Source organism: Blautia sp. BCRC 81119 (assembly GCF_003184505.1).
GTDB lineage: Bacteria > Bacillota > Clostridia > Lachnospirales > Lachnospiraceae > Blautia_A > Blautia_A fusiformis.
On the sequence record NZ_QJHD01000010.1, the window covers coordinates 24,074 to 46,297 of the forward strand.

The window sequence follows — 22,224 nt, forward strand, 5'->3', positions numbered from 1 at the left end:
ATGCTTCCGAAAAAATCTCCGGAAGCATTTTTATCATTGCAAAACAGATCCCTTTGTCAGTCCAGAAGCTCCTGTACCATCTCGGGGGTAAAGGTTACAGCCTTCACATGATCCACCTCGATCTGATACAGGGCATTGGCCGCAATATGCTCCGCAGCCTGCTCCAGATCACGGATTCCTGTGGTATCTTCAAATTTCTTAATTACTGCGTCCAGCGCCTCATCCGTTACGATACATTCTTCCTGTTTCAGACTCATACGTTTCAGAACCTTGGGAAGCGCAAATCTGGAAAAGATGATCTTCTTTTCCTCCGGTGTGTAATCCGGAATATCGATCACTGCAAAACGTGACATCAGAGGTGCGCTGATCTGTGCCTTATCATTGGCTGTGGCAATAGGATAGACACCAACTGTCGGAACCATACATTCCATATAGTTATCTGTAAAACCAAGGTTATCCAGCAGTGTCAGAAGCACATCTGCCGGATTTCCGTTTCCTTTACCTGATGCAGCCTTGTCAAGCTCATTGATGATAAATACCAGATTGGATTCTCCTGCCATGGAAAAAGCCTCCATGATGATTCCAGGCTTGGCATTTGCATAAACACGAGAGCTTCCTGTAAGCTGTTCCGGATCATTGATCGAACTCATATCCAAGGTTGTCCACGGCATTTTCAGGATTCTTGCAACTGCATAAGCGATCTGAGATTTACCGGTACCTGCAGGTCCTACAAGAAGCAGTCCGTAGGCAGGAAGTGTATGAGTACGATTAATCTGAATGATCGTCTCAATGATCCTCTGTTTTACACGCTCCATTCCATAAAGCTCCTCATCCAGGATACGACGTGCTTCCTTCGGATCAATAGACTCAAAATAATTATGCTTCCACTGAATATTCATCATGATGGAAAGTGCTCTCTGGGCATGGCGTCTTTCCTCCTGAGAAACCTCATGAGAACGGGCAACTGCCAGATTTCTTCTTGCCCAGAGACGGATATTATCCGGCATAGTCTTTCCGGCACAGTTCATAAAGTCGGTGATACTCTGAATACTGGTAAGCTTCATATCGTCACCGTCTTCTTCCTCCTCATCGTTCTCATTTTCTTCTGCCGGCGCACTGCTTGCAAACAGACGCTCGATCATAAACTGAAGAAATCCGTCCTCAGCAGAAAGCTTGGTGCCTCCGCCAAAAGCGATCTCACGGATTTTGTAAACAGCATATCCTTCCTCTGTATTCTGTCCTGAAAGACGGATGTTGATATGATTTTCTCCGAGCCATTTGATCAGGCTTGTAAAACGGGAATCGATCTTCAGGATGTCTGCCGGAAAAACACCGTCCTCTTCCTTAAACTCAAATGCAGTCTGCTTCGCAGGATTGGAAAAATATCCGCAGGAATGATGTTTCCACTCTCTTTTGCTGTTATCCAGGATCAGCATCGGTTTCTCCGGTGTGGCTTTTGTTTCATTAGAACGAAATGTTGTATATGTGCACTGGCTTTTTGTCTCTTTTTTATCTGCCGGCGCTGCGCTGAAATCAAAAACTGGCATATTTTTTACTCCTCTTTCTCTGAAAAATATCTTCATTCAGTTTATCATGGATTGGAAATCTCAACAACTGCTGATATAATTTTTTATGCATTTTTTGTATTCGTCATTTTTCCGTAAGTTGTTTAAACAATTTTGCAGTTTGCCGATTGACACTGCCTGTAAACTATGTTATCGTGCAATCATGTCTGCTTTCACTTTTACGAAAGCTGACACAGTTACCATGTATGTGATTTACTGTTTTTCACGTCATTGTAATTGTATTTTTTTGGAGGAGGAAATGAGAAATCAACTTTCACAGCAGGATGATTTTTATCCACAGATCGTTAAGCTTGTCATCCCCATCATCATTCAGAATCTGCTAAGTGCAGCGGTCAATTCCGCCGATGTTATCATGCTGAACTTTGTAGGTCAGTCATCCATCTCCGCAGTATCCCTGGCAGCGAATTATTCCAATGTCCTGTTTATGGTTTATTACGGTCTTGGTACGGGAGCCACCCTGCTTTGTGCCCAGTATTATGGAAAGGGAGATTACAAAGCCATTCAGATCATCGAGGGAATCGCTCTTCGTTTTTCCATGATCATCTCTGTTCTCGTGGCACTCGTTGCATTTACCATGCCACAGATGATGATGAGACTGTTCACCAACGATCCGGAGCTTCTGGCCATTGGTTCTTCCTATATCCGCATTATGGGTATCACCTATATCTGCTGGGGTATGACGGAGGTTTATCTGGCTGTCCTTCGAAGCATTGGCCGGGTAACTACCAGCATGGCGATGAATATGCTGGCATTTGGACTGAATATCCTTTTGAATGCGACTTTTATCTTCGGATTGTTCGGAGCACCCAAGCTTGGTGCTACCGGTGTGGCTATTGCTACTGCACTTTCCAGAATGATCGAGCTGATTGCCTGTTTTATTATTTCTGCTTTCAGCAAAAATGTCCGACTGGATCTCCGATGTATGTTCACAAAAAACAAACTGCTGTTCAGTGATTTCGTGCGGCTTTCCCTGCCGGCTCTTGGCAATGATATTTCCTGGAGTATTGGTTTTTCCATGTACTCTGTGATCCTGGGGCATCTTGGTACGGATGCGGTTGCTGCCAATTCTCTGGTTGTAGTAGTCCGTAATATCGGCTCTGTTTTCTGTTTCGGTATTGCCAGTGCAGGAGGTATCCTTCTAGGCAATGTTATGGGGCAGGGCGATCTGGAACGTTCCAGGCGTTATGCTTCCAAAACACTGAAGCTTACTGTTATTGCAGGTTTTTTGGGCGGACTTATCGTTCTTGCCATCACACCGTTCGTAATGAGATTTGCGTCCCTGACACCCACTGCCATGCATTATCTGAAATATATGCTTCTGATCAACAGCTATTATATTATGGGGTCTGCCGTAAATACAACCCTGATCGCCGGTGTGTTCCGGGCAGGTGGTGATACAAAGTTTGGTCTGATCTGTGATACCATTGATATGTGGGTATATGCAGTACCCCTTGGATTCTTCGCTGCTTTTGTACTGAAGCTGCCGGTTATGTGGGTGTATTTTCTGCTCTGTACGGATGAATTTGTGAAGTGGCCATGGGTGATCAAAAGGTATCTTAGTGGGAAGTGGGCTAAGAATATTACCCGCGAGAATATATTTGAAAATAAATAGAATACAGAAACATTTTAGACGGCTGGAATCTGCGTTATTTTTCAAAAATTCGCTGTTTGAGCGAAGAAAGTCTCGGACTTTTGGAAAATAACTTTAGCAGGTTCCAGCCGTTCGTTACTCAACTACCGCTGCAGTCCTTCTATCACCATCTCCGTCAGACGCACAACACTTCCCTGTACCTCCCGGATCTCTTTCTCCGAAATACCATCCTTATGAAATCCCCCGGTGCAAACCACTCTCTTTCCCAGCTCTTTCGAAACCTTCTCCGCCATCCACCGGCAGATCACCTCGTCCTTATGTCCCGGAAAATTCAAAACTGAAGAAGTCGCACTCACAGAACCATCCCCTGTCAGAGACACTCTCGGTTCCGTCTGCACCACACATCCCAGATGAGGTCTCTCTCCGCCTTTCAGACAGATAAGCACATCCTCTCCGACAAATGCAGCACTGACCTCCAGCTTACAGCCTGCAGTCTCCACACACTCTTTTACAATCCATTCCATCTGCGATACTCCTTTGCTTCGATCCCAAACGGTTCCAAAAGCTTTGCCGCAATATGATACACCATATCATCAATGCTCTCCGGTTTATGATAAAACGTCAGCATCGGCGGAATGATCCGTACTCCCGGAAGCATGGATAGCTCATAAAGATTTCGGAGATGAATCCCGCTTAACGGTGTTTCTCTGGCTGCCAGCACCAGTGTTCTCTGTTCCTTGACCGTCACATCTGCCGCACGCAGAATAAGATTATCCGCATAGCCACTGTGGATCCCCGCGATCGTCTTCATGCTGCAGGGCACGATCAGCATCCCCTCTGTTTTGAAAGAACCACTGGCCGGTTTTGCCCCGATCTCTCCCGGTGCACATACATGATCTGCCAATCGTTTCACATCCTCCGGTTCCAGCTCCGTCTCCTGGCGAAGAGTCATCTCTGCACTGGAACTCATGATCAGATAAGACTCAAAATCCGGATTCTCCCGGATGATCTCCAGACATTTTACAAGGAGCGGCAGGCCGCTTGCACCTGTCGCACCAACTATAATTCTCTTTTTCATTTTTTCAGCCATTTCTCCGGATCCAGTTCCATAAAACGGGCTCTGTGAAAATCTTCCTTCAGATCATAAGACACCGTACAGTCAAAAATAGTCTTGCATGCAATTCCATGATCACGGATACTTGGAGAAAATGCAGGATCATTGGACGGATCAAGAGGATGACAACGGACACCCGGAATGGTGATCACATCCACATCCCCCTGGAATCTCGTATTCATCGCCCAAAGTACATCATTCATATCAAAGCAGTCCACATCTTCATCTACCAGAAATACATTTTTCAGCTCACTAAAGGCGGAAAATGCAAGAAGTGCAGCCTGACGCTGTCTTCCCTCATCACTTTGAGAAAGCTTTTTAAACTGAAGGACAGCCATATACTTTCCACCTCCGGCACTGCTGCAGTATACGTTCTGAAGCCTTCCAGGCATTGCTTTTTCCACCATGCCATAGATGCTGGCCTCTGTAGGGATTCCCGCCATGGATACGTGCTCCTCACTTGGCCCGATACAGGTCTGCATGATCGGATTTTCACGATGTGTCACTGCTGTAACCTTGATCAGCCAGCACTGATCACTTGCAGGCCCTGTATATCCCGGAAACTCCGGCATGGCGTATCCGGTATTGCTGTTCTGATCTTCCTTTACACGCACACCCGGGATCACTTCTCCCTCGATCACGTATTCCGCATTGGCGATGGCACGCTCGTTAACGGTTAAACATTTACAGAGTTCCACCGGCTCTTTGCGCAGTGCACCGGCTACAGACAGCTCATCATACCCCAGTGGTGTTGTAGGCGGCTCAAAACAGGAACCGATCTCAATAGCAGGATCAACTCCGATACTGATAGAAATCGGCAGCCTTTGTCCCAGCTCCTCAGCACGCTCTGCCATTGCTCCGATATGTCTGGCACCAGGTGTAAAGAAAATGGAAAGCTCATCTTTTCCCTGAATGCAGAGACGGTGAATGGTCACATCGTGAACTCCAGTATCCGGGTGTGTGGCGTAGCACATGCCAAGTGTGATATACGGGCCCGCATCATCCGGTGTGTTCGTTGGCGCAGGAACCAGCTTATAGAGGTCAAAATCCGGATCTGCTGCCTTATGCACCACCTGCTGACACGGTGCATCGCCTTCAAGATCGACCGGTGGAATTGGATTCTCCACGCTTTTGCAGAGCATCTTTCCAAGATTTTCCGGCTGAGTGTCAAGTAAAGCAGCAACTCTTTTTCTGCTTGCCAGAAGACCGATAGCTACCCTTGCATCCGGGTGTCCTTTTATACGATTAAAGATCATGGCAGGTCCTTCCTTTGTGGGACGCTTCACCGTTCCACCGGCTCCTACATAACGATATACCCCTGCAAGCTCTGCCATCGGATCAACTTCCACCTCTGTTTCAATCAGCTGATCTGGCATCTGCTCCAGAAGTGCCAGAGCACTTCTCAGATCTCTTACTTTTTCTGCCATAAAAAACCTCCTGCGTTATCTTTATATTACTGTTCACTCCGTTCTCAGTAACATCTTTATTTTCTTATGTTATTTTATCTCTTTTTTACATGGTGAATCAATTCTTTCTATGATATAATTGTTTCCAATATGGAATGATTCGTCACTATTTTCTAAAAGGCAGGTGTTACCATGACTCTTGAACAGATCGACTATTTTATCTGTGCAGCTCAATCCCGGACTTTTTTTGATGCTGCAGAAGCTATGCATATCTCCCAGTCCTCCCTTTCCAAGCAGATCATGAAACTGGAAAAAGAACTGGAGCTTACCTTATGGGACCGCAGCAAGCGTACTGCTGTGCTTACTCCTGAAGGAGAGTTTTTTTACAAAGAAGCACTTAAGATTTCCAGACAGTATCATCGTTCTCTGGAAGCAGTGTACCATTTTAAGGACAGTAAGCTCCAGGCACTTCATATTGGAACACTTCCTTTTCTTTCTCAGTACCATCTTACTTCTGTGATACACAGTTTTTGTGATACACACCCGGAGCTTTCTTTTTCTCTGAAGGAGGTAGAAGACGAAGAACTTCTTTCCGGTCTTGAAAAAGACTTTTTTAATCTGATCTTTGTACGAAAACACATGATAGACCCGGAGCTTTATACTTTTCATGCTCTCACAGAAGATCGTCTGGTTGCTGTTTTTCCTGAAGCGCATCCCTCTGCGTCCAAAAAATCGGTCTCTCTTTCCGAACTGAAAAAAGAATCTTTTATCCTGATGCCTCCGCACACCTCCATTTACCGTTTCTGTATGCAAAGTTTTCATAATGCAGGGATCCACCCTCAGCTTCTGCGTACTGCCCGCGCAGAATCTATTGTCAGCGCAGTGGAAATTGGCGAAGGGATCAGCCTTCTTACAGAAAGCAGCTTTCAGTTCTTTCGTCAGCCTTCGCTTGTTGCTGTCCCGGTTAATGGACTAGAAAAGCTATCTGTTGGAATTGCCCATAAAAAAAATATGGCTCTCACAGCCTCTGCAGAATGTTTTCTGCAGTTTGTGAAAAGCCATATGTAAGGTATTTTTTCTATAATCCAAGCATCATTCCCACACCGTGTACCGCAAACGCAACGATCCATGCAGTGGCACACTGTACTGCTACAATACCAGCGGCAGCTCTTACAGTTCCCATCTCCCGACGCACAGTTGCAATAGCTGCAACACAGGGTGTATAGAGCAAGGTAAAGATCAAAAATACGTAAGCAGTAAACGGTGTAAATAAAGTCTGAAGCAATGCCGTATTTCCGCCCAGAAGGACTGTCAGCGTAGACACAACGCTCTCTTTTGCCATAAAGCCCGTGATCAATGCGGTGGATACTCTCCAGTCACCAAAGCCCAGCGGAGCAAAAAGTGGTGCCACGATGCTTCCGATCCTTGCCAGAAGGCTCTGATCTGTGCTGGTAACAAGGTTAAGACCTGCATCAAAGTTCTGCAGGAACCACACGATCAGCGTTGCCGCAAAAATAATTGTAAACGCTTTCTGGATAAAGTCCTTCGCCTTTTCCCAGATCAGCTGTCCTACACTTTTTGCAGAAGGAAGTCGGTAATTGGGAAGCTCCATGACAAACGGAACCGGCTCTCCCTTATATTTCGTCTTTTTCAGGATCAGCGCATACAGGATCCCGCAGAGAATTCCTGCAAAATAAAGGCTGATCATCACAACTCCTCTCCACTGCTTCGGGAAAAATGCACTGGTGAGAAGTCCGTAGATTGGAAGCTTGGCACTGCAGCTCATAAACGGAGTAAGCAGGATCGTCATTTTCCGGTCACGTTCACTGGATAATGTTCTGGTTGCCATAATGGCCGGCACCGAACAGCCGAATCCGATCAGCATCGGCACAAAGCTTCTTCCGGAAAGTCCGATCTTTCGAAGGAGCTTGTCCATAACAAAGGCTACACGAGCCATATATCCGGTATCTTCCAGGATTGACAGGAAGAAAAACAAAGTAACGATCGTAGGAAGAAATCCGATCACGCTTCCGATACCGCTTAAAATTCCATCCACAACCAGTGACTGCAGTACTGAGCTGACACCCGCTGACTCCAGTCCCCTGCCAATAAGTGCAATTACCCAGTTCACGACCATAGTCATTCCGTCTGAAAGCCAGGCTCCCAGATAATTGAACGTCATCACAAATACAATTGCCATAATTCCTACAAAACAGGGAATTGCTGTATATTTTCCGGTAAGGATACGATCTATGGCGACACTTCGTTTATGTTCACGGCTTTCTGCCGGTTTTACCACAGTTTTCTCACAAAGCTTTTCAATAAAATTGAAGCGCATGTTCGCAAGAGCTGCCTCACGGTCCAGACCGCCATCCTTCTCCATAACATGTACCAGCCCATCAAGAACCTTTTTTTCACCTTCAGGCAAAGCCAGACGTTTTTCGATCAGAGAATCTTTCTCTACGATCTTCGTAGCTGTAAAACGTACAGGAAGTCCTGCTTTTTTTGCATAGGGTTCGATCAGATGAACGGCTGCATGGATACATCTGTGAAGTGCGCCTACCGGATCCTTCGGTGACTGATTGTCAGTACAGAAATCAATTCTTCCCGGTGCTTCTCTGTATCTTGCAACATGGACTGCATGATCGATCAGCTCATCAATTCCTTCATTCTTCGCTGCTGAAATAGGTACAACCGGAATTCCTAAAATCTCCTCCAGTTCATTGATCCGAACAGAGCCTCCATTTGCCCTTACCTCATCCATCATATTTAAGGCCAGCACCATTGGGATTCCAAGCTCCATCAGCTGCATGGTAAGATAAAGATTTCTCTCAATATTGGAAGCATCTACAATATTAATGATTCCTGTCGGCTTCTCATTCAGCAGAAAATCTCTTGTTACGATTTCCTCGCTGGAATACGGGGAAAGTGAATAGATTCCAGGAAGATCCGTTACCGTTGCCTCCGGATGCCTCCGGATGCTTCCTTCTTTCTTGTCAACAGTTACACCCGGAAAGTTACCAACATGCTGATTGGAACCTGTCAGCTGATTAAAAAGAGTTGTCTTTCCACAGTTCTGATTACCTGCCAGTGCAAACGTGATCGGTTCCCCTTTGGGAATCGTATCACCGATCCGGTTCTTACGATAATCTCGAGCCTTTCCAAGTTCTCCCACACCAGGATGAGCAATCGGCTGATGCCGTTCATTTTCTTTCTTCGTTTCCGTCATGGATTCGATCGATACGATCTCAATCTTTGCAGCTTCCGCCAGCCGCAATGTCAGCTCATATCCGCGCAGCACAAGCTGTACCGGATCTCCCATAGGAGCTGTTTTACGAAGAGACACTTCTGTCCCCGGTGTAAGCCCCATATCCAGAAGATGATGTCTCAGCTCCCCCTCGCCACGAACACTGATGATTCTGCCACATTCTCCAGTCTTTAATTTGTCCAGTGTCATATTGTCACCTCATCTTAAGTACAATTTACATGGTCAATACATATATCTGTATTATCCACTGTTACATCGTTTCGTAAATAACTATATCAATCGGATTCACAGACAAGTGAATGGTATAGTTATTTCAAAAACGATGTACTAATATAAATGTAACACAATTTAAGTTATTTGACAATAACTGATTAATCTGATAAGTTTCATATAAATAATACCAATTCAAAAGTTATTTATCATTAACATTTATATTTTTTCTCATTTTAGCACAATTCCTGTTTGATAAACAAACATCTTCATATTTTTTTTGCAGACATACAATAACATCCATGTATATTCCCGCAATAAAAAAGCGCAAACGACATATTATCTGTCGTCTGCGCCTTTTTATTGCGAGAACCGCTTCGGTGAATCCTTACTCACCAATTAACCAATTGTACATTTCCTCATACTGACGTGCGGAATTGTTCCAGGAAAAATCTGCAGCCATCGCGCGATCTACCATTTTATTCCATTCACGTTTCTTGTCATAATATACACTCTCTGCATAACGGATCGTAGCAAGCATTTCATGTGCATTATAATTTACGAAGGAGAATCCTGTTCCGGTTCCCTCGAATTCATTGTACGGGACAACTGTATCCTTCAGACCACCGGTCTCTCTGACGATCGGAAGAGTTCCATAACGAAGGCTCATCAGCTGGCTTAAGCCACATGGCTCAAACAGTGACGGCATCAGAAATGCGTCAGATGCTGCATAAATTCTGTGAGACATTGCCTCATCATAGTAGATCTGTGCAGATACCTTGCCATGATACTTCCAGTCAAAATGACGGAACATATTCTCATAACGTTCCTCACCGGTACCAAGAGCAACGATCTGAACCGCATCCTGACACAGTTCGTCCATGATATAAGCGATCAGATCAAATCCCTTCTGATCTGTCAGGCGGGATACAATACCGATCATCATAGCTTTCGGATCCTGCTCAAGTCCAAGATCTTTCTGAAGCTGGATCTTGTTCTTGATCTTCTCCTTGCGGAAGTTCTTTGCATTGTAGTTCTTGGTGATATTCGGATCTGTCTCCGGATTGAATTCATTGTAATCAATACCATTTACAATACCACGCAGGCTGTTGGCTCTCGCATTGAGAAGTCCGTCCAGCTTCTCACCATAAAACGGTGTCTTGATCTCTTCTGCATAGGTATTACTTACTGTGGTAATGGCATCTGCAAATACCATACCGCCCTTCAGGAAGTTTGCGTCCTTGTATGCTTCCAGTTTATCCGGCGCAAAGTAGTAATCGGAAAGGCCTGTGATATCCTTAACAGTCTTAACATCCCATACACCCTGAAATTTCAGGTTATGTATTGTCATAACAGTCTTGATTCCACGGAAGAATTCATTCTCCTGGAAAGAATCGTGAAGGTAAACCGGAACAAGTCCTGTCTGCCAGTCATGACAGTGGATGATATCCGGTCTGAATCCGATCACCGGAAGAACCGATAACACAGCTTTGGAAAAGAAAGCAAATTTCTCAAGATCCCATGGTGCACTGTCATATGGTTTCGGACCGCTGAAATAATATTCATTGTCAATGAAGTAAAACTGGATCCCGTCATACTGCATCTGCATAATGCCTACATAGCAGTTCTTAAATCCCAGATCCATATAAAAATGGGTCACATACTCCATTTTGTCTTTCCATTCCTGTTTCATACAGGCATATTTCGGTAAGATCACGCGTATATCAAAATATTTTTTGTCAAAGCACTTAGGCAGTGAGCCGGCAACATCAGCGAGCCCTCCTGTTTTGATAAAAGGTACTGCTTCTGATGTAGCAAACAGAATTTTTTTCATCTGTATTCCCCTCCCTGGGTACACCCGTTTTTATTTATGATTATACTCCAAAATTCATCTAATTTAAAGACCGATTTTTATATTCTAGTCTGATTTTATCTGCGATCAGTGCTATAAATTCAGAATTCGTGGGTTTCCCTTTTCCGGTGCTTACAGTATATCCAAACAATTCATCAATGGTATCCATCTTTCCCCGGCTCCATGCCACCTCGATCGCATGTCGGATCGCCCGCTCCACTCTGCTCGGTGTTGTCTGATGGCGTTTCGCAATGGTTGGATATAATACCTTGGTAATGGAATTGAGCATTTCCATGTCATTGACAGACAAAATGATCGCATCCCTTAAATACTGATACCCCTTGATGTGTGCCGGAACTCCGATCTCATGAATGATATTCGTCACATCGGTTTCCAGATTCCTCTCCGGCTGAGGCTTTTTGGTTTCTGTGATACCTGGCCTTGCAATCTCCCGCACTCTTCTGTCCCCAATCTTCCGAATATGTTTGATCCGGTTTAAAAGTGTGGTGTTGTCAAAAGGCTTCAAAACATAATAGTCTGCTCCAAGACTGAATGCATCCTCTGTAATCCTCTCCTGTCCAATTGCAGATAATACGATAAACACTGGAACTTTTTTGACATTTGCGTTATGGGAAAATTTCTCCATAACGGAAAGGCCGTCCATCTTCGGCATAATGATGTCGAGAATCACCACATCCGGCTCCTTATCTTTGATTATGTTACAGATTTCTTCTCCGTTGTGTGCTTTTCCGACCAGTTCAAGGTCTTTATCTTCTTCGATCATCTGACCGAGCATGTCTGTCATTTTCGCGTTATCATCAGCAATTGCAACATTTAATTTGTCCATGAGGACCCTCCTAACTTCTATCTCCTTGGGTTTCCAGACATACCCCCTGTCACCACGGCAGTAACCGACACTGTTAGCTGCCTGCGCTTTCCCCTTGCTGGCGACAAAATTATTATAGTGGAAATCCTGTAGTAAAATCAAGATAAAAATAGTTATTTTATCACACTTTCGTACGATATTTTTCGACATTTTTTCTCTTATATATCACAAAATTCACCAAAATGCAGGTATTTCAATCTGTATCCGGCATTTTTCCCCATATAAAAAAGAGGCACTTTTCCCGGACTTTTTCCATGTTTTTGTGCCTCTTACCTCAACTGCAGATTATGCATTGCCTGTCATATTTTCAATAAAAATCCCATATCCGCCGGTAGAATCCTGCACAAATACATGCGTCACGGCACCAAAGAGTTTTCCGTTCTGAAGCACAGGACTTCCAGACATTCCCTGAACGATCCCACCTGTTTTTTCCAGGAGTTCTTTATCTGTGATCTGGATCACAAAGCTCTTATTAGAATCCTCATGGTTCATATCGATCCTGGTGATCTCTGCGGCATATTCTTTTACTTCGCCGTCTGTGCAGCAGAGAACAGATGCGGGTCCAATTTTCAGATCCTGTTTGTAACCTACAGGAATCTTCTTCAGATCCAGATTTTTCACCTGGTCAGCATCCACAGTTCCAAAAATGCCGTTTTTACTGTTTTCGGAAATCTCACCCAGGATATTGTCAGCTTCGTATCGGATCAGACCAGATAGTTCTCCGGGATTTCCTTTTTCTCCTTTCCGGATCCCCAGGATCTGGGCGTTGTAAAGATTTCCATCTGCGATACTTAAAAGTTCGCCGGTATCCACATCGCTGATCCCGTGACCAAGAGCACCGAACCCTCCATTTTCGTCCACATAAGTCAGGGTTCCGATTCCCTGTGTATCGTCCCTCACCCAGATGCCAAGCTTGTATTTTCCTTTCTCATCTTTCACCGGCGTCAGGGACAGGGGAATCGTCTCTTTTCCCCGGCGGACCTTCAGTGTTACAGATTCTCCGCAAAGATCTGCAAGATCCTCCAGAAGATCCTGCTTGCACTGGATCCGGTTCTGATCAAAAGCCACAATATAATCTCCCGGCTTTACAATGTCCCGGGCCGGTTCTTCCATCTCACCACTTTCCGAAAGGATCTCGCCTGTATCAATGATCAGAACTCCTTTCGTCTGCATATAAATACCTACTGCATCTCCGCTTGCATATACTTCTTTTGCAGTTATATTTTTTACCTTCACATCCTTAAAAGGGATCACTCCCAAGAGTCTGCAGTGCAACTTATAGCTGTCTTTTCCTGAAACGGTGATCGCATCATCAAAGCTGATAAAAGGGCGTTTAAGAAGATTGGCTACTTCCCGGCTGTCCTCATGATCCACCAGGATCTGATCCGGGATCTTTCTGTCCAGAAGCCGGTAGCCCAGCCATCCCATCAGAATCAGATCCAGCGCAAGAAATACAAGGAGCCAACATCGGTATTTTCTTTTTCTGTTCATCTTACGTCACATCCTTTGTAATTTTCTGATACAAGCAAATCCCCACCCACTGCTTATTGCTTTTCGCAACTGAAGCAGGAAACTGACTTGATTCGGTTAAAAAAGAGGACTGACCTTTCGGTCGTCCTCTCTTAGTATGTAACGTATAAATTATTTCAGTCTTGTATTTTTTTGTTGCTGTGCCAATTCCTTCATCTCTCTTGCATTTCCAAGAACAGCCGGCGTGATCTGGGCACCGCCCAGAAGTCTGGCAAGCTCACGAACAGATTCCTCTCCTTCCAGAGGATGGATCTGGGTGATGGTTTCTGTTCCTTCTACATGTTTCTCAATCTCAAAATGGGTATCTGCCATTGCTGCGATCTGTGGAAGATGTGTGATACAAAGCACCTGCCTGTGCTGTCCGATCACTGCCATTTTTTCAGAGACCTTCTGTGCAGTACGCCCACTGATCCCTGTATCGATCTCATCAAAGATCAATGTATCGATCTGATCTTTATCTGCAAGGATCGCTTTGATGGCAAGCATAATCCTGGAAAGCTCACCACCGGATACGATCTGTCCCAGCGGTTTTCTGCTCTCACCTGGATTTGTGGAAATCTCATATTCCACCGCATCATAACCATTATCTGTATAATTTTTTCTGCGGTCAAAACGGATAGAAAAATCCACATCCTCAAAATTCAGTTCCTTCAATCCTTCGATAATCTTTTCATCCAGCTGTTTACTGTATTTTTTCCGGATCTCTGAAAGTTCATGCGAAGCTTCCTCAAGAATCTTTTCTGCCTGCATAAGTTTTTCTTTCAGTAACCGGAAATTTTCTTCGAATCTTTGAAGTTTTTCTAATTTTTCCTGCTGTTCCTTCTGATAAGACAAAATTTCATGGATCGTCTGTCCATACTTTGCCTTCAGACTATTGATCAGATCCAGTCTTTTTTCTGTTTCAAAAAAAGTTTCTTCGTCAAAAGTCAAACTATCCATATAAGAGGACAGATCACGGCAGAAGTCACTGAGAAGTGAATCGATTTCCATAAGAGCTTCCTGTAAAGGTGCAAGATCCTTATCGTAATCTGCAATTCTTGAAAACTCTTTCAGGGCATTTCCGGTCATATCTGCGGCGCCCTGTTCATATCCGGTCATCCCACGAACCATTTGTGCTGTTTCCATGATCCTTCTGGCATTGCTCAGCTTCCGGTAGCGATCCTCCAGTGTTTCGTCCTCTCCCGGAATAAGAGCTGCCTCCTCGATCTCATTGATCTCAAATTCCAGAAAGGCTTTTTCACGGTTGCGCTGTTCCTCATCCATATCCAGTGCTTTCAGCTGATCCACACAGTCCCGATACTCCTGATAAGCTTTCCGGACCTTCTCCCTGGCAGGAAGGATCTGTTCCTTTCCATATACATCCAAAATAGCCAGCTGGCGGTCTCCATAAAGAAGTGACTGATGCTCATGCTGTCCGTGAATGTCCAGAAGACAGGCTGCTGCTGCTTTCATCTGGCTGACAGTACTTGTCTCTCCGTTGATCTTGTTGATACTTCTGCCGTCCATGATCTTGCGGGACATCAGCACCTGTCCGTCTTCCGGATAGATGTCAAGCGCCGCAAGGGACTCTCTGGCTTTCGTGTTTTCAACCTGAAACAGCAACTCTACCAGGGCATAGGAAGCATTTTCACGAATCATGCTTCTGGAAGTTTTTCCACCCAGGATAAGCTGTATGGATCCTAACAGAATGGATTTTCCGGCTCCGGTCTCACCAGTTAAGATATTTAAGCCTGGTCCGAATTCCACCTCTGATTCCTCTATCAGTGCAAGATTTTTTACATGCAGATGTACTAACATTGATTTCCTTTCTGGTATAAAGCATTTACATATTCTGTCATTTTATTTTCCTCTGGATAAGATCCCGCCAAGCTTCTGAACTACACCCGGTGCCTGTTCAGAGGTTTTCACCACACACATAATGGTATCATCTCCGGCAATACATCCCAGGATTTCCGGCCATTTCATGGCATCAAGAGCTGCTGCTGCCGCCATGGCCATTCCCGGAATTGTTTTTACCACTACGATATTCTGTCCGATGTTCATAGCGATCACTGCATCTTTCAAAACTCTGGAATATTTATCACTTAACACATCCGGTGTATGTTCTTCCAGGATCGCATATCTGGACTTTCCGTTGCTGCCTGCAACCTTTGTCATTTTCAGAGCACGGATATCTCTGGATACGGTAGCCTGCGTAACCTTAAAACCGGCCTCATTCAGTCTTGCTGCAAGTTCTTCCTGTGTATCGATCTCGTACTGACGGATCAGTTCGATAATTTTTTCATGTCTTGCTACTTTCAAAATTGAACCTCCTGCATCAGCTGTTACTCATTTTCTGTCTCAGAACCTCCACAAAGCTCAGATGGTTCAGCTTGAGGATTTTTGTCCTGACTGTGGCTTTCCGGATCACGATCCGGTCACCGGTGACCATGGATATCTGGGTATCCCCGTCGAAAGAGGCCACCGCTTTCTCAATGGTATTATGTCTTCCCTCACCGATCTCTACTGTAACTGCCTCTTCCCCGGAAAGAATGATACTTCGGGTGTTCATGGTATGGGGAGCGATGGGGGTCATGATCATCATACTGGCACTGGGAGAAACCACGGGACCTCCCGCTGACAGACTATATCCGGTAGAACCGGTCGGAGTGGAAATGATGATACCATCTGCATTGTATGAATTCATATATGCATCATTAACATAATTCTTGAAACGGATCACACGGAGATGTCCTTCTCTTCCGATCACAATGTCATTTAATGCGATATCTTTTCCAATAAGTTCTTCTCCACGATAGATCTTTCCTTCCAGCATCATACGATCTTCCAGCTCATAGTCATCTGACAGAAGCCGATCCAGAGCCGGATACACGGAATTTTTATCCACCTCGGCAAGAAATCCCAGAGTTCCCAGATTGATTCCAAGAAGAGGGATATCCAGATGCACCACATCCCTTGCAGCCTGCAGAAGTGTTCCATCTCCACCCAGTACAATAATGCACTGTGTATCCTGCGGAATCCCATCCGGGTCCGTATAATGATACGGTCCTTCCATTTTTTCGGTGATCTTCTGCACATGACACCTGGCACCATGCTTCTCCAGATAGGCAATGATCCTATTAGAAAATGTCAGTTCCGGATCCTTGGCACTGTTTGGAATTATATAAAATCTGTCCATATTGCTTCAGTCCTTTCCAAACATCAGTCCAGCTGTCCGTGGGCTTCCTTTACCACATCCTCTACGGATACGTCAAGACTCACAGGTACTTCTGTTCCTTCCGGATGTTTTTTCAGATGAAGGAGATATTCAATATTTCCTTCAGGTCCCTTGATGGGAGAAAAGGAAAGATGACAGGGCTCCATAAAAATGCTCATGGCATAATCTCTGACTTTCTCAATGACTTCTTCATGGACCTTCGGATCACGGACAACGCCTTTTTTTCCGACTTTTTCTCTGCCGGCCTCAAACTGAGGTTTGATGAGACATACGATCTCTCCGTCCTCTGTGAGAAGGTTTCTTACAGGAAGAAGCACTTTTGTAAGGGAGATAAAAGAAACATCGATCGAAGAAAATGCTGCCGGACCTTCCAGATCTTCCGGTACCACATAGCGGATATTTGTTTTTTCCATGCATACAACTCTTGGATCATTCCTGAGTTTCCAGTCCAGCTGTCCATATCCCACATCAATGGAATAGACTTTGACCGCTCCGTTCTGAAGCATACAATCTGTGAAACCACCGGTGGATGCGCCTACATCCATGCACACCTTATCCTTCAGTGTCACGCCAAAATTTTTCATGGCTTTTTCCAGCTTCAGTCCGCCTCTGCTGACATAAGGAAGAGTCTTTCCTCTTACCTCCAGCTTGACAGTCTCAGCAAACATGGAGCCAGCCTTGTCTTCCTTCTGACCGTTGACATATACTTCCCCGGCCATGATATACGCTTTTGCTTTTTCGCGTGACGGTGCAAGTCCCTGTTCCACCATCATGATATCCAGTCTTTTTTTCATATTATCCTCCAACAGCCCGGCTCTTTATGTGCCGGGCTGTAAAATGCCTCACAGCTTCGTATTCTTCTGCAAAGGCTATGTCCTTTATTTTCTGTTATTCACAAGATTTTCCCAGCTCTGTTCTACCGCATCCAGGATTCCCTGTACATTTAAACCTATTTTCATTCGCTGACGGTCCACCGTTCCATGCTCAATAAAATGATCCGGTATTGCCAGTGGAAGAACTCTTACTTCCGGATGACAGGCTTCCATATAAGCAGATACATGTTCTCCGAACCCACCGCTTTTTACATTCTCCTCCACAGTGACCAAAAGACTGTGGTTCTGCGAAAGCCGATCAAGAAGCTCTGTATCCAGAGGCTTTACAAAACGGACATTGACAAACGTAGCTCCTGCTATTTTGTGATCTCTTATCTCTTCACAGACCTTCTGACAGACAGAAACCATGCTGCCAACCCCGAGAACTGCAATCTCACTGCCTGGAGTGATCACTTCACTTCTTCCCTTCTTAAGTGGCTCATGACATTCTTCCATATCGGTACATGCCGATCCTTTCGGATATCGGATCGCACAGGGACCATCCAGCTCTTCTACTGCAAATTTCAACATCTCCTCAAGCTCTTTTCCATTCTTGGGAGCCATAACTGTCATATTGGGAATCATGGACAGATAGGATAAATCAAAGCATCCATGATGTGTTTCACCATCTGCTCCGACAAATCCTGCCCTGTCAATGGCAAAGATCACATGAAGATCCTGCATACATACATCGTGAAGGATCTGATCGATCCCTCTCTGCAGGAACGAAGAATATACCGCAAAAACCGGGATCATTCCCCCAAGTGCCATGCCTGCCGCAAAGGTTACTGCATGTTCTTCCGCAATACCCACATCAAAAAAACGCTCCGGGAATTTCTTCCGGAATCGGTTCAGTCCGGTTCCATCTGGCATAGCAGCTGTAATAGCAACTACTTTTTTGTTCTTCTCTGCCAAAGAACATATTGCACCGGAAAAATGATCTGTATATGTCGGCGCTGTTTTTGCTGTAAGAGGTCTGCCACTCTGGATGTCAAAAGGACCTGTTCCGTGAAAACGCTCCGGATGGGAAGATGCCGGTCCATAGCCTCTGCCTTTTTCTGTAAGGACATGGACAACAACCGGTCCCTCCACTCTCTTTGCCTCATTAAAAAGCTTCATCATCTGGCGCATATTATGGCCATCTACCGGTCCCAGATAAGTCAGCCCCATATTTTCAAAAAGCATTCCGGGAATGATCAGCTGCTTGATGCTGCTCTTGGTCTTTCGGACCGTATCTACCACGGCGGTTCCAACATGGGGAATCTTTTTGAGTGTTTTTGTCACGCCGATCTTCATTCCTGTATAAGTCTCAGCTGTACGCAGAGCGCTTAAATAGGTGGACATTCCTCCTACGTTCTTGGAAATAGACATGTTATTATCATTGATGATAATAATAAAATTAGTCTTCAGCTCAGCCGCATTGTTCAATGCTTCATAAGCCATCCCACCGGTAAGCGCACCATCTCCGATCACGGAAACCACATGGTATTTCTCTCCCATCAGGTCTCTGGCACGGACATAGCCAAGTCCTGCGGAAATGGAATTGGAACTGTGTCCGGTATCAAACGAATCACAGTCACTTTCATTCCTTTTTGGAAAACCGCTTAAACCTCCTTCTTTACGAAGATCCTTAAAGCCGTCTTTTCTTCCTGTAAGGATTTTATGTGTATAAGCCTGATGTCCCACATCCCAGATCAGCTTATCCTGTGGAAGATCAAGCACATTATGCAGAGCAAGAGTCAGCTCCACCACACCCAGATTGGATGCCAGATGGCCACCTGTCTCACTTACACTCTGGATCAAAAAGCTCCTGATTTCCTCGGCAAGGCGCGGAAAATCCTCCAATGAAACTTTATGAATATCATTTGGCTTTTTAATTTTTTCCAGAATCATTTGTACCCTTCCTTTGTTCTTTCTATTTCCTGCGGCTGACAAGACTTTCCACAAGAAGATCCAGAAATCCGTTCTTCCTGTCAAGGTCGTCTAAAAGTTCTACCGCATGGTCAGAAAGTTCTTTAACCCTGCTGGCTGCTGCCGGGGCTCCAACAAGGCTTACATAGGTAACCTTGTTGTTTTTTTCATCACTGTGGATCGGTTTTCCCAGTTCCTCCTGGGTACTGGTCACATCAAGGATATCATCCTGGATCTGAAAAGCCAGCCCGATGTTTTCTGCAGCCTGCTCCACAACCTTAAGTTCTTTCTCAGATGCCCCTGCCAGCACAGCACCGGTCATCATGGAAGCCTCGATCAATGCGGAGGTCTTGTTTTTGTAAATATAATCCAGCATCTTGTGTTCCAGAGGTTTCCCATCATTCTCCACATCAACACTCTGTCCACCAAGCATACCGTTGATGCCGGTCTTATCTGCAATGATCCGCATGGCGGCTATCACACGGTCTTTATCCTCGGTCAGATCAAAGGCGGAAAGCATCACTTCATAAGCTCTGTTAAGGAGTGCCACACCGCTTAAAACGCCCATGGCCTCTCCGTATACTTTATGTGTGGTCAGCCTTCCCCTTCGGTAATCATCGTTATCCAGTGCAGGGAGATCATCATGGATCAACGAATGTGTATGGATCATCTCCATAGCCGCCATAAAAGGCTCACAAAGCTTATCCTTTCCTCCAAACAGCTCGTAGGTTTCCCTGATCAGGATCGGGCGGAGTCTCTTTCCACCTGCCGTCATACTGTAATTCATGGCCTCTGCCATGGTTTTTGCAAAACCGGATTCTTCCGGAAGATATTCCCGGATCACATGTTCTGCTTCTTCTGTTCTTCTTTTCAGTTCTTCCTTAAAATTCACGAAATGTCCCATCCTCATTCATCTGAAGCATCTTTTTTTCTACAGTATCCAGTCTTCCGTTCAGATCCTTTAGGAGCTCCATTCCCTGTCTGTAGAGGCGGAAAGACTCCTCAAGAGGTGTTTCTTTATCCTCCAGCTTCCGGGCAAGCAGATCAAGCTCCCCAAAAGTATCTTCTATGGATTTCTCTTCTTTCTTTGCTTCTGCCATTATCGCTCTTCCTTCCTGATGCGATCCGCAACTGCTTCTATGACTCCATCGGTTACTGCAATGGAGATCCTGTCACCTTTTTTTATCTGACTGATCTCTGTCACCGCATGTCCGTCTGAGTCGGACACAAATGCATATCCTCCATTTAGCTTTCTTAATGGAGAAAGTCCCTCAAACCGCTGGATCCATATTGCCAGTTCATGTCTTTTCTCTGTAAGCTTTTGTTCCATGGAAGAACGCAGGCATTCCTCCAGCTCCGATGCATACTGACGTTTTTCACGTAACATGGACTCCGGGCTCAGATACTGGAATCTGTTCTCATAGGCCTTAAGTTTTGCGGCAAAAAGTTCTGTCTTACTGTTCATGGCACGCTGCAGACGGTCTCCGTACATATGAAAGCTCTCCAGAACACTGCGAAAATCATCCACTGCCAGCTCTGCTGCAGCAGATGGTGTAGGTGCCCGCAGGTCTGCTACAAAATCCGCAATGGTAAAATCCGTCTCATGTCCCACTGCCGAGATCACCGGTGTCCTGCACTCAAAAATAGCACGGGCAACGCTCTCCTCGTTAAAGGCCCAGAGATCTTCAATAGAGCCACCTCCACGGCCGACGATGATCACGTCCACCCCTGCTTTATCCAACATCCGGATTCCCTTTACGATACTCTGCGCCGCTCCCTCTCCCTGCACAAGTGCCGGATAAAGGATCACCTGCAGATATGGATTCCTTCTGCCTGCAATATTGCGGATATCCTGTACTGCTGCACCAGTAGGTGCTGTCACCACGCCAAGGGTATGAATAAAATGAGGAATGGGCTGCTTATATTCCTGTGCAAACATCCCCATATCCTCAAGTTCCTGTTTCAGTGCCAGATACCGTTCATAGAGGGCACCAGCACCTTCCAGTGTGATCTCTTTTGCATAAAGCTGATAACGCCCGTCTCTCTCATATACGTCTACAATTCCGCCTGCAACTACCTTATCCCCGTCCTTCATGCGAAAAGCAAGACCCCTACGGTGTCCCGCAAACATCACACAGCTTAATGTGCCTGTTTCATCCTTCAGGGAAAAATAAATATGTCCACTGGTATGGTATTTACAGTTGGATACCTCTCCCTTTACATAGACTTTCCGGAGAAAGTAATCCTGGGTAAACATATTTTTGACATAATGGTTTACCTGACCGACAGAATAGACATTTCTCATGCGTTCTCTTCCGGGGCTTCTGCTGCCTTCTCTTCTGTGTCAGCAGTCTCCTCCTCGTTTTTCTTTTCATCCTTCTCAGATGCGATCTTACCCAGTACTCCATTTACAAAGGAGCCGGAAGCATCTCCGCCAAATCTTTTGGCAAGTTCTACCGCTTCGTTGATAGCTACTCCTGTCGGTACGTCTGCATCATATTCCATCTCATATACTGCTAGACGAAGTGCCGCAAGATCCACACGGCTCATACGCTTTGTCTTCCATCCACGGCTTGCACTGTTCAGCTGTGCATCGATCTCTTCCAGATGTTCTTTCACATGTGCGTACTTCTTCTTCATATATTCCTGGTCCTGTTCTGAAAGTTCTCCAAGACCTTCAAAATAAAGAGAGAGCTGTTCTGTCATCTCTTCTTCTGAATTAAACTCTGTCATAAACATAAGTTTAAATACATGTTCTCTCTGTTCTCTTCTTCTCATAAT

Annotated in this window: 19 protein-coding genes; 2 read left to right on the top strand and 17 right to left on the bottom strand. The window is 45.2% G+C overall.

From position 1 onward, the window contains the following. Window positions 1-56: 56 nt before the first annotated feature. Window positions 57-1,547, bottom strand: a complete 1,491-nt coding sequence (locus DMI82_RS07680; protein ID WP_110102992.1) for an AAA family ATPase — start codon at window positions 1,545-1,547, stop codon at window positions 57-59. 277 nt (window positions 1,548-1,824) lie between these two features. Between DMI82_RS07680 and DMI82_RS07685 the strand changes: the two genes are divergently transcribed. After that, a complete protein-coding gene (locus DMI82_RS07685) occupies window positions 1,825-3,198 on the top strand; it encodes an MATE family efflux transporter (RefSeq protein WP_092070399.1) in 1,374 nt (457 codons plus the stop codon). A gap of 122 nt (window positions 3,199-3,320) precedes the next feature. Here DMI82_RS07685 and DMI82_RS07690 read toward each other — a convergent pair whose 3' ends face one another. The 3 genes from DMI82_RS07690 to DMI82_RS07700 are packed head-to-tail and all read right to left on the bottom strand — an operon-like array spanning window position 3,321 to window position 5,718. Then, window positions 3,321-3,701, bottom strand: coding sequence for a prenylated flavin chaperone LpdD (locus DMI82_RS07690; protein ID WP_110102993.1), 381 nt, complete (start codon window positions 3,699-3,701; stop codon window positions 3,321-3,323). Continuing rightward, window positions 3,686-4,255, bottom strand: a complete 570-nt coding sequence (locus DMI82_RS07695; protein ID WP_173733886.1) for a UbiX family flavin prenyltransferase — start codon at window positions 4,253-4,255, stop codon at window positions 3,686-3,688. Before DMI82_RS07695 ends, DMI82_RS07690 begins: the two co-directional genes overlap by 16 nt. Further along, the gene (locus tag DMI82_RS07700) at window positions 4,252-5,718 is read right to left on the bottom strand and encodes a UbiD family decarboxylase (RefSeq protein WP_110102995.1); all 1,467 of its coding nucleotides are present in this window, start codon (window positions 5,716-5,718) and stop codon (window positions 4,252-4,254) included. The genes DMI82_RS07695 and DMI82_RS07700 overlap by 4 nt, the downstream gene beginning before the upstream one ends. A gap of 171 nt (window positions 5,719-5,889) precedes the next feature. Here DMI82_RS07700 and DMI82_RS07705 point away from each other — a divergent pair, with 171 nt between their 5' ends. Further along, window positions 5,890-6,765 (top strand): LysR family transcriptional regulator, encoded by an 876-nt coding sequence (locus DMI82_RS07705; protein WP_110102996.1) that lies wholly within the window; start codon window positions 5,890-5,892, stop codon window positions 6,763-6,765. Between the two features lie 10 nt (window positions 6,766-6,775). Here the strand turns inward: DMI82_RS07705 and feoB are convergent, their stop codons facing one another. From feoB to nusB, 13 genes are all read right to left on the bottom strand, one after another. Next, a complete protein-coding gene (gene feoB, locus DMI82_RS07710) occupies window positions 6,776-9,154 on the bottom strand; it encodes a ferrous iron transport protein B (RefSeq protein WP_110102997.1) in 2,379 nt (792 codons plus the stop codon). Window positions 9,155-9,563: 409 nt separating this feature from the next. Beyond that, window positions 9,564-11,009, bottom strand: a complete 1,446-nt coding sequence (gene glgA / locus DMI82_RS07715) for a glycogen synthase GlgA (RefSeq protein ID WP_015524465.1) — start codon at window positions 11,007-11,009, stop codon at window positions 9,564-9,566. 58 nt (window positions 11,010-11,067) lie between these two features. After that, window positions 11,068-11,874, bottom strand: coding sequence for a sporulation transcription factor Spo0A (gene spo0A / locus DMI82_RS07720; protein ID WP_015524464.1), 807 nt, complete (start codon window positions 11,872-11,874; stop codon window positions 11,068-11,070). 324 nt (window positions 11,875-12,198) lie between these two features. After that, entirely contained in the window at window positions 12,199-13,404 is a 1,206-nt protein-coding gene (spoIVB, locus tag DMI82_RS07725) for a SpoIVB peptidase (RefSeq protein WP_110102998.1), read from the bottom strand. 150 nt (window positions 13,405-13,554) lie between these two features. Further along, window positions 13,555-15,240: a DNA repair protein RecN gene (recN, locus tag DMI82_RS07730; RefSeq protein WP_110102999.1), complete on the bottom strand. Its 1,686-nt coding sequence runs from the start codon at window positions 15,238-15,240 to the stop codon at window positions 13,555-13,557. Window positions 15,241-15,282: 42 nt separating this feature from the next. Continuing rightward, a complete protein-coding gene (argR, locus tag DMI82_RS07735) occupies window positions 15,283-15,744 on the bottom strand; it encodes an arginine repressor (RefSeq protein WP_021650687.1) in 462 nt (153 codons plus the stop codon). Between the two features lie 16 nt (window positions 15,745-15,760). Continuing rightward, window positions 15,761-16,621, bottom strand: a complete 861-nt coding sequence (locus DMI82_RS07740; protein WP_015524460.1) for an NAD(+)/NADH kinase — start codon at window positions 16,619-16,621, stop codon at window positions 15,761-15,763. Between the two features lie 23 nt (window positions 16,622-16,644). Next, window positions 16,645-17,454: a TlyA family RNA methyltransferase gene (locus tag DMI82_RS07745; RefSeq protein ID WP_021650688.1), complete on the bottom strand. Its 810-nt coding sequence runs from the start codon at window positions 17,452-17,454 to the stop codon at window positions 16,645-16,647. 84 nt (window positions 17,455-17,538) lie between these two features. Beyond that, the gene (gene dxs, locus DMI82_RS07750) at window positions 17,539-19,425 is read right to left on the bottom strand and encodes a 1-deoxy-D-xylulose-5-phosphate synthase (RefSeq protein WP_182465472.1); all 1,887 of its coding nucleotides are present in this window, start codon (window positions 19,423-19,425) and stop codon (window positions 17,539-17,541) included. A gap of 22 nt (window positions 19,426-19,447) precedes the next feature. Continuing rightward, complete coding sequence (locus DMI82_RS07755) at window positions 19,448-20,335, bottom strand: polyprenyl synthetase family protein (protein ID WP_044960972.1); 888 nt, start codon at window positions 20,333-20,335, stop codon at window positions 19,448-19,450. After that, window positions 20,325-20,543 (bottom strand): exodeoxyribonuclease VII small subunit, encoded by a 219-nt coding sequence (gene xseB, locus DMI82_RS07760; RefSeq protein ID WP_021650691.1) that lies wholly within the window; start codon window positions 20,541-20,543, stop codon window positions 20,325-20,327. Before xseB ends, DMI82_RS07755 begins: the two co-directional genes overlap by 11 nt. Beyond that, the gene (gene xseA / locus DMI82_RS07765) at window positions 20,543-21,748 is read right to left on the bottom strand and encodes an exodeoxyribonuclease VII large subunit (protein WP_022426367.1); all 1,206 of its coding nucleotides are present in this window, start codon (window positions 21,746-21,748) and stop codon (window positions 20,543-20,545) included. Before xseA ends, xseB begins: the two co-directional genes overlap by 1 nt. Next, a complete protein-coding gene (nusB, locus tag DMI82_RS07770) occupies window positions 21,745-22,221 on the bottom strand; it encodes a transcription antitermination factor NusB (protein WP_015524454.1) in 477 nt (158 codons plus the stop codon). The genes xseA and nusB overlap by 4 nt, the downstream gene beginning before the upstream one ends. Window positions 22,222-22,224 lie beyond the last annotated feature (3 nt).